The organism is Mycobacterium sp. (genome assembly GCF_049280035.1).
GTDB lineage: Bacteria > Actinomycetota > Actinomycetes > Mycobacteriales > Mycobacteriaceae > Mycobacterium.
Map to the genome: position 1 here is coordinate 1 of NZ_JBAPPI010000364.1, position 8,716 is coordinate 8,716.

The 8,716-nt window shown below is 65.5% G+C and carries 7 protein-coding genes and 1 pseudogene; all 8 read right to left on the reverse strand.

What is annotated here, in order from left to right; all coding sequences use genetic code 11:
• Positions 1–341 (reverse strand): annotated as a pseudogene (locus WAN71_RS12225) (ribonuclease E/G); the annotation flags it as partial.
• Positions 342–644: 303 nt separating this feature from the next.
• Positions 645–1,049: a nucleoside-diphosphate kinase gene (gene ndk / locus WAN71_RS12230; protein ID WP_422225577.1), complete on the reverse strand. Its 405-nt coding sequence runs from the start codon at positions 1,047–1,049 to the stop codon at positions 645–647.
• A gap of 155 nt (positions 1,050–1,204) precedes the next feature.
• Complete coding sequence (locus tag WAN71_RS12235) at positions 1,205–2,482, reverse strand: RNA-guided endonuclease InsQ/TnpB family protein (protein WP_422225578.1); 1,278 nt, start codon at positions 2,480–2,482, stop codon at positions 1,205–1,207.
• A 64-nt stretch (positions 2,483–2,546) separates the two neighbouring features.
• Entirely contained in the window at positions 2,547–2,885 is a 339-nt protein-coding gene (locus tag WAN71_RS12240; protein WP_422225583.1) for a DUF4233 domain-containing protein, read from the reverse strand.
• A gap of 44 nt (positions 2,886–2,929) precedes the next feature.
• Entirely contained in the window at positions 2,930–4,372 is a 1,443-nt protein-coding gene (gene folC, locus WAN71_RS12245) for a bifunctional tetrahydrofolate synthase/dihydrofolate synthase (RefSeq protein ID WP_422225579.1), read from the reverse strand.
• Complete coding sequence (locus WAN71_RS12250) at positions 4,369–7,032, reverse strand: valine--tRNA ligase (protein ID WP_422225580.1); 2,664 nt, start codon at positions 7,030–7,032, stop codon at positions 4,369–4,371. Before WAN71_RS12250 ends, folC begins: the two co-directional genes overlap by 4 nt.
• A 66-nt stretch (positions 7,033–7,098) precedes the next feature.
• The gene (locus WAN71_RS12255; RefSeq protein ID WP_422225581.1) at positions 7,099–7,671 is read right to left on the reverse strand and encodes a DUF937 domain-containing protein; all 573 of its coding nucleotides are present in this window, start codon (positions 7,669–7,671) and stop codon (positions 7,099–7,101) included.
• Between the two features lie 99 nt (positions 7,672–7,770).
• Positions 7,771–8,716 (reverse strand): saccharopine dehydrogenase family protein (locus WAN71_RS12260; protein WP_422225582.1); only part of this gene is annotated, 946 nt, incomplete at its 5' end.

Here is an 8,716-nt window from a genome sequence, read left to right on the forward strand (position 1 = left end):
AGCGGCATGTACTCGGGACGATCAACCGCCGTCTCCAGCATCAGCCGGGACTCGGGTTCATCCGCCGCAGCGGCTGCCTCCGGCTCGGTCGCGACGACCGCCGCGCCGGGGGCAGTAGCCGGTGCGCTGCCCAACAGGTCGCGCACGCGGACCGCGTCGACGCGGTCCACGGTGGAATGGGCGCTACGGATCCGCCCGTCGAGTTCAGCCAGTGCGTCGAGCACCTGTTTGCTGGTCGTCCCGAGCACTCTGGCCAGCGAATGGACCCTTAGCCGGTCAGGCAGGTCCTCGTGCTGCGACGAGTCTTCTGGAAGCTCTGAGGATGGGCCACCGTCTATCACGTATTCTCCTCAAGCCCCCGGGCGCGTCCTTTGCGACGCGGCCACGCGAGGGCTTTGCTATGGGTCCGGGTCACTTCTCCCGAACTTGTGATGGTCTCGCCCCGAGCGGCCCTTTCGAACACACTCGGCGCCGGTTGTGAATGATGGCTGGACAGTCGGCGCCCGTATCGCGGTTCGCGGTGGTCGCGCTTGTCGAAGTCTTCATTCGGGCGTCGGAAGCCGGTCCGGCGACGTTCACCCGCTACTCAGTATCCCATACCGTCGGGGCGACTCGGACCGAGTGCACCGAACCCCGGTTAGAGCTTAAGAGAACCAGAGCGCGATCTCGCGCTCAGCCGACTCTGGTGAATCGGAGCCGTGCACCAGGTTGAACTGAGTTTCGAGACCGAAATCACCGCGGATGGTGCCGGGCGCAGCCTTCTCGACGGGGTCGGTCGCGCCGGCCAGTTGGCGCACAGCCGCGACCGCCCGCGGCCCCTCCACGATCGCCGCCACCAGGGGTCCCGACGTGATGAACTCCAGCAGGGAGCCGAAAAAAGGCTTGCCGTCGTGTTCGGCGTAATGCTGTCGGGCCAGCTTGTCATCGATAACGCGCATTTCCAGCGCCGCGACGGTCAGGCCTTTGCGCTCGATGCGGCCGATGATCTCGCCCACCAAGCGCCGCTCGACCCCGTCGGGCTTGATCAACAGCAGAGTCCGCTCGGTCATCCGCGCCACTCTCCTCATCGCTTTGTCCCCTTGCCGGCGCGCGGCTGGGGGTGCCCCCACTGCATTATCGCGTCGCGGGCGCGTGTCACGGCGGACAGCGTACCTGGCGATTGACGTCCTCCTCACGGCTGAAGCCGGGGGGATTCCAACCCGTATCAGGCCGCTGTGGGCCGGTACGGTTGGAGCAGTAATTCCTCGCGTTTTCCTGCTGGTTCCTGCGTCGACGACCGCGCCCGACCCGAGGGTTGAGGTCGGTCTTGACAGGCGGTGACCGCAAGCCCTGCGGCCAGGATGTTGCGTGCAGCGTTGACGTCCGCGTGCTCACGATATGAACACCTAGTGCACCGGAATACCGCTTGGCTCTCGCGGGATTTCGGGTCCAGGTGTCCACACGCTGAGCAGCGTTGCGACGTGTACGCCGCCGGCACCCTCACCACGGTGGTCCCGGTGTAGCGAGCCGCCGAGGCGAGTGCCGATGCGAACTGGTGCCATCCTTTGGCCAGGATGGCGCGGTTGAGTCCGGACTTCGCGCGCACGTTGCGTCCGGGTGCGGTGAGGGTTCCTTTCGCCGAGCGGGTCATCTGTCGAGTCTTGAGGTCTTCGAGCACTACAACCGCGTTGGCGGCCGCGATCTGATGGCTGGCCTGAGCGCAGAAGTCCCGGCGCCGGCGCCGCTCCCGGCTGCGGATCGAAGCGAGCTCGTCGCGCGTCTTCTCGCGGCCACGACTCGAGCGGGCACAGCGTGAAAGCCTGCGCTGCAACGCCATTACGCGGCGGCGCTCACCGCCGGTGAGGAATTGGCGGTCCATGAGCTGCCGATCGCTGCTGGCAATCGCGACGGCCACACCGCGATCGATCCCGACCGCAGCACCTGGAGCGGCATGCATCTCGGGGACCTGGGCGCCGTCGTCGACGAGAAACGCAACGAACCAGTGCCCACCGTCGCGGCTCACCGTCGCCGAGCGCACGACAGCGTCATCGAGCCCCCGCGACATCCGGAAACGAACCCATCCCAGCTTGGGTAACTTCACTCGAGCATGGCGCCGGTTGAGAGGCTCCACGCCGATCTGGCTGCTGTCGGGAAACCGAAACGACGTGCGCCAGCGCCGACTAGAGCGCCACCGCACACGAAATGTCCCTTGGGTCCGGCACGCTCGATCGAGGTCCATGAGCGTCTGCTGCAGCACATGCGATGGAGCAGCTTTCAACCACGGGTGCTCGACCTTGGCCTCGGCAAGCTCCCCGGCCTGAACAGGGTAGTTCACCCATGCTCCGCGCCGACGATAGGCCCGGCGTTGCTCCAAGCCGGTGTTCCACACCGCCCGGCACACACGCCCGAATTCCTCACACTGAGCCTCCTGTTCCGGTGTGAGGTCGAGGCGATACTTGCGGCCTGTCAGCACACCCCTGTATCTACCAGTGCCAACCGACACCGGACAAAACTTGACGCGCTAACCCCAACGATCAATCCAGGGGTCTGCGCGCTACCTTCACGAATCAGTCGCGGGGCGGCTGCTGGCCGGGCAACATGCCGCGTTGCTGGCGGCGCAGGACCTCGGCACGTAAGTAGGCGATCAGCGCCCACACGCCGGCGAAAAGCAGCCCAATCAATCCCACGCCCGGGTACACCAGAAAACCGGCGATCAGGACCAGCTGGACGGCAAGGTCCAGCCAGATGGCCCACGGCCGGCCCTGCAGCCCGGTGAGCAGCACCAGGATCACCGCCAAGCCGATCAAATACCCCAGTGCAACGGGGGTCAGACCGCCGCCGACCGCGCCGACCACCGGCAAAGCCAGCAGCACCACGATCGCCTCGAGGATCAGCGTGCCGGCCATCACGCCGCGGAAGCTCTTCCACGGATCGGGCGCGTCGGGCTGGATCACGCCGGATCCCGACCGAACAACGTACGTGCAGCCCCGGCGGTGACCACCGAGCCGGTGATGACAATGCCGGTCCCGGCGAACGCGTCCTCACCGACTTCCCCGCCTGCAAAGGCGTCGTCAACCAATGCGGTCGCGGTTTCGATTGCGGCAGGCAGGTTTTCGGCCGTGATCACCCGGTCGGGTCCGTACCACTGCTGCGCGGCCAGTGCCAGCGACTCGATGTCGAGAGCGCGCGGTGATCCGTTGTGGGTGACCACAATTCGATCAAGCACCGGCTCCAACGCGGCCAGGATGCCGCCGACGTCCTTGTCGGCCAGCACGCTGACCACCCCGACCAGGAACCGGAAATCGAACTCCTTACCCAGCGTCTGCGCCAGCGCCGCCGCACCCGCCGGGTTGTGCGCGGCGTCGATGAACACCGTCGGGGCGCTGCGCATGCGCTCCAACCGGCCCGGGCTGGTGGCGGCGGCGAATCCGGCCCGGACGGCATCGACATCGAGTTGACGCTGCGCGCCGGCACCGAAAAACGCCTCAACGGCGGCCAGTGCCAGCGCCGCGTTGTGGGCCTGATGTTCGCCGTGCAGCGGCAGATACACGTCGGAGTACACCCCGCCGAGGCCCTGCAGCTGCAGCACTTGGCCGCCGATGGCGACCTGACGGCCCAGCACCGCGAACTCAGAGTCTTCCCGGGCGACCGCGGCGTCGGCGCGCACGGTTTGCGCCAGCACCACCTCCATCGCCTCGGGTACCTGGCGGCCAATCACCGCCACGGTGTCGGGTGCACCTTCGTTAGCCTTGGTGATGATGCCGGCCTTCTCGCCGGCGATCCCGGCGATATCGCTACCGAGGTATTCGACGTGGTCGATGCTGATCGGGGTGATGACCGCGACCGGCGCGTTGACCACATTGGTGGCGTCCCAACGGCCGCCCAGACCCACCTCGATGACCGCGACCTCGATCGGCGCGTCAGCGAACGCCGCGAACGCCATTGCGGTGAGCACCTCGAACTTGCTCATCGCCGGGCCGCCGCCGTCCTGGGACTGCTGGTCGACCATCTGCACAAACGGCTCGATCTCGGAGTAGGTGGCCACGTACTGGGCCGGGCTGATCGGATATCCGTCGATCGCGATCCGCTCGACCGCCGACTGCAGGTGCGGGCTGGTGGTCCGCCCGGTGCGCCGCTGCAACGCGGTCAGCAGCGCGTCGACCATCCGCGCCACCGAGGTTTTGCCATTGGTGCCGGCGATATGAATCGACGGGTAGCCGCGTTGGGGTGAGCCGAGCAGGTCCATCAGCGCAGTGATGCGGGTAAGGCTCGGCTCGATCTTGGTTTCCGGCCAGCGCTGGTCGAGCAAATGCTCGACCTGCAGTAAGGCCGCGATCTCGTCTGGGGCCGGAACCACGCCGGTGGATCCGGGATCGGGTGGCTCCAGGCTCACTGCAGTCCGGCCAACCTGGCCGTTATCCGGTCGGTTTCCTCGCGGGCCACGCGTTGACGCTCTCGTTGCTTGTCGACGACAGCGGCCGGCGCCTTGGCCATGAAGTCGGCATTGCCCAATTTCGCGGTGGTGGAGGCCAGTTCCTTTTGTGCTGCGGCCAAGTCTTTTTCGAGGCGGCGACGCTCGGCCTCCACGTCGATGGTGCTCGAGGTGTCAAGTTCGACGACGACGATACCCCCGCCCAGTCCGACCTCGAGCGACGCTGACGGGCTGAATTCCGGGCCTGGCTCGGTGAGCCATGCCAGCGAGGTGACCGAGCCGATCTGGGTGCTCAGGTCGGCGGTGTCGATACCCGATAGCCGGGCGGGCACTTTCTGCCGATCCGCCAAACCCTGGTCGCTGCGGAAGCGACGGATCTCGGTGACAAGCTTCTGCATATCCGTGATCCGTTGCGCAGCAACCTTATCCAGGCCGATACCGGACGGCTTCGGCCATTCGGCTATCACCAGAGACTCTTGGCCAGTCAACGCCTGCCACAGCGCCTCGGTGATGAACGGGATTACCGGATGCAATAACCGCAGCATAGTGTCCAGCACGGCGGCCAGCACCGCGGTGGTGTGGGTGAGACCGTCGGCCAGTTGCGTCTTGGCCAGTTCGACATACCAGTCGCAGAATTCATCCCAGGTGAAGTGGTAGAGGGCCTCGCAAGCGCGGCTGAATTCGTATCCGTCGAGTGTCGAATCAACTTCGGCCCGAACTTCTTCCAGCCGTCCCAGGATCCAGCGGTCAGCGTCGGTCAATTCGGCCAGCTCAGGCAGCGGGGCCAGGCGGGCACCGTTTAGCAACGCGAACCGGGTGGCGTTGAACAGCTTGGTGCCGAAGTTGCGCGACGCCCGGACGTGATCCTCGCCGACCGCGAGATCGCCGCCGGGACTGGCGCCGCGGACCAGCGTGAACCGCAAGGCGTCGGCGCCGTAGATGTCCAGCCAGTCCAGCGGATCAATGACATTGCCCTTGGACTTGCTCATCTTTCGGCCGGACTCGTCGCGGATCAGGCCGTGCAGGAAGACGTCGGTAAACGGCACCTGCGGACCCCGACTGCCGTCCTGAGTGATGGCGTCGTCTCCGCCGACGAAGGTGCCGAACATCATCATCCTGGCCACCCAGAAGAACAGGATGTCGTAACCTGTCACCAAAACGCTTGTCGGATAGAACTTTTTCAGCTCCGGGGTTTTCGACGGCCAGCCCAGAGTAGAGAACGGCCACAGCGCCGACGAGAACCAGGTGTCCAGGACGTCGGGGTCTTGCTCCCAGCCGTCGGGCGGCGTCTCGTCTGGGCCAACGCACATCTGCTCACCGTCAGGGCCGTACCAGATCGGGATCCGGTGGCCCCACCACAGCTGCCGCGAAATGCACCAATCGTGCATTTCGTCGACCCAGGCGAACCAGCGCGGCTCCAGGCTCGGTGGGTGAATCACGGTGTCGCCGTTGCGAACTGCATCGCCGGCGGCCTTGGCCAGCGATTCCACTCGAACCCACCACTGCAGCGACAGCCGCGGTTCGATCGGCTCCCCGCTGCGCTCGGAATGCGCGACGCTGTGCAGGTAGGGGCGCTTCTCCTCGACGATTCTGCCCTGCGCTGCAAGCGCTTCGCGCACCGCGACGCGGGCGTCGAAGCGATCCAACCCGTCGAATTGCGTTCCGGTGTCGGCGATCCTGCCCTTAGTATCCATGATCGAGGGCATCGGCAGCTGGTGTCGTAGTCCGATTTCGAAGTCATTCGGGTCGTGGGCAGGCGTGACTTTGACTGCGCCGGTGCCGAATTCAGGGTCGACATGATCGTCGGCTACGATGATGAGCTGTCGGTCCAGGAACGGGTGTGGCAGCGTTGTGCCGACCAGCTTTCGGTAGCGTTCGTCATCGGGATGGACCGCGATCGCGGTGTCGCCCAGCATTGTCTCCACCCGGGTGGTGGCCACCACGATGTGCGGCTCGGAATCGTCGAGCGAGCCGTACCGGAACGACACCAGTTCGCCTTCGACGTCCTCGTATCGGACCTCGAGATCCGAGATCGCCGTTTCCAACACCGGCGACCAGTTCACCAGCCGCTCGGCTTGATAGATCAGACCGGCGTCATAGAGCCGCTTGAAAATCGTGCGCACCGCTCGCGACAGTCCGTCGTCCATGGTGAAGCGCTCGCGGCCCCAGTCCACCCCGTCGCCCAGCCGGCGCATCTGACCACCGATGGCACCGCCAGACTCGCGCTTCCAATCCCAGACCTTGTCGACGAACAGCTCGCGGCCAAAGTCCTCTTTGGTCTTCCCGTCCAGCGCGAGCTGCTGCTCCACGACGCTCTGGGTCGCGATACCCGCGTGATCCATCCCCGGCTGCCACAGCACTTCATAACCTTGCATGCGCTTGCGACGGGTCAGCGCATCCATCATGGTGTGCTCAAGCGCATGCCCCATGTGCAGGCTGCCGGTCACGTTCGGCGGCGGCAGCACGATCGAGTACGCGGGTTTTGCGCTGGTCGGGTCCGCGGCGAAGTAGCCCGCGTCGAGCCAACGTTGATAGATCGCGCTTTCGGCCGCGCCCGGATCCCACGCCTTGGGCAGGGCATCAGCCCGCCCGTTGGCGGTGGGGTCGGGGCTAGCGGTCACCCGTCAATTCTAGAAAGCGCCGAGGTCGGCAACGAACACCGCCCGGATGCGGTGGATGTTCTGCGGTTATTTCTTACCGCCGAGCAACCCGCCGAGGATGTCGCCCGCCTTGGAACCCAACGCATTGCCCAGCACGCTGCCCAGCGACTTGTTGCCGCCCATCCCCCCAAGGATGCTGCCCAACACGTCGTTGAGCGCCCCTCCGCCGGCCGCCTCCTTGGCAGGAGCTCCGCCCTTTCCGGTGAGTTGCTTTCCGACATAGGCCAGCACGATCGGCGCCAAGATCGGCAACAGCTGCTTGAGCAGATCGCTGTTGCCTCCGCCGCCGCCCGCCAGCGCGTTGGCGACCTGGGCGACATCATTGCCGCCGAAGATCTTTGCGATCGCTTGCTGACCGTCCTTCTCGTCGACCTGGTCGACGCTCACGCCGCCGTCGAGCAGGCCGCTGGCCGCATGGCTGTCAGCCGCGGACTCGATTTTGCTGGCGTGATCGGGGTCCTGCGCATTTTCATGCAGTCCGCCGACCAGCACCGGAACCAACAGCTGAACTGCTTTGTTGACTTCACCCTCATCGACGCCGATTTTGGTTGCGATTTCACTCGTTGGGATCTGAGCGAGAAGATCATCAAGGCCAGACATGAACCGTCCACCTAACGTTACTGGGATGGTGTGGTAATTCGATCTTGACACTAGTCGGAGCCGGAGCCGTCCGATAGCGGTTCGTTGGACCAGATTTAATTAGCGGGGCGCCAACTTCGCGGTTTCCACCGACACCCCCACGGACGAGAGCCGCGCCAGGAGCGCGTCACCCATCGCGGCAGCCGGGGTGAGCACACCGCGTAGCTCCGAGAGCTCATCGCGATCGATCGCCAGTGCCAGACCGCTTTCGCCCAACAGCACCGCGGTGGCCTTGTATCCAGGGTCTCCGCGTTGGGCGATGGTGGCGACATACCGGGTACCGGAGGTCGTCGTGGTGTACGTCTCCGCCTTGTAAAAGCCGCGCTCGCGAACGGCTTCACTGGGACCGGTGCCGGGTTTGGGTAACACACGCTCCACCAGTCTCCGCGGCAGCAGCCGGAAATAGCGGCTGCCCAACCCTGACACCGCGTTGCCGATCCCATTGACGACGCCTGACGCCACCGGTGCCACGGCGGATGAGCCCACACTCATGTGTTCGCTGTACCGGAACCGCCTGCCGTACGCCCAGTCCTGTAATGCGTTGCTGCGTCGAACAATTCGGGTATTGGCCGGCGCCATTATGAATCCAGCCGTCCACAAACCGGTCAGCTCCGGCGCGATCTGGCGGCCACGGCGCCATCGCAGGTCGGGTTGCGCACCCAGTTCGGGTTCTGCGCCGCGGTCGGGGCTCAGCGTGTAGGGATCGGCGAATTGGCGGCGCACGTCGGCATCCCTGGACACCGAATCCAGCACTTCCACCATCGAGGCCAAAGTGCCGCCGGAGAACCCGCCGGAGAACTTGCGGACCACGAAGTCGGTGCCGACAAGCTCGCCGGCGCCGTCTTCGCGTGCCCGCCGGTAAAGCGCATACACCGTGAGATCCGAAGGGATTGAATCGAATCCGCACGCGTGCACGATGCGTGCGCCGGTGTCGATCGCCTGCTTGTGGTACAGATCGATGCTGTCGCGAACGAACGGCGGCTCGCCGGTCAGGTCGGCGTAGTCG

Coding starts and splice junctions, on each gene's coding strand:
- ndk (WP_422225577.1), bottom strand. CDS start 1,049: ATGACCGAGCGGACTCTGCTGTTGATCAAGCCCGACGGGGTCGAGCGG.
- WAN71_RS12240 (WP_422225583.1), bottom strand. CDS start 2,885: ATGGCCGGCACGCTGATCCTCGAGGCGATCGTGGTGCTGCTGGCTTTG.
- WAN71_RS12255 (WP_422225581.1), bottom strand. CDS start 7,671: ATGTCTGGCCTTGATGATCTTCTCGCTCAGATCCCAACGAGTGAAATC.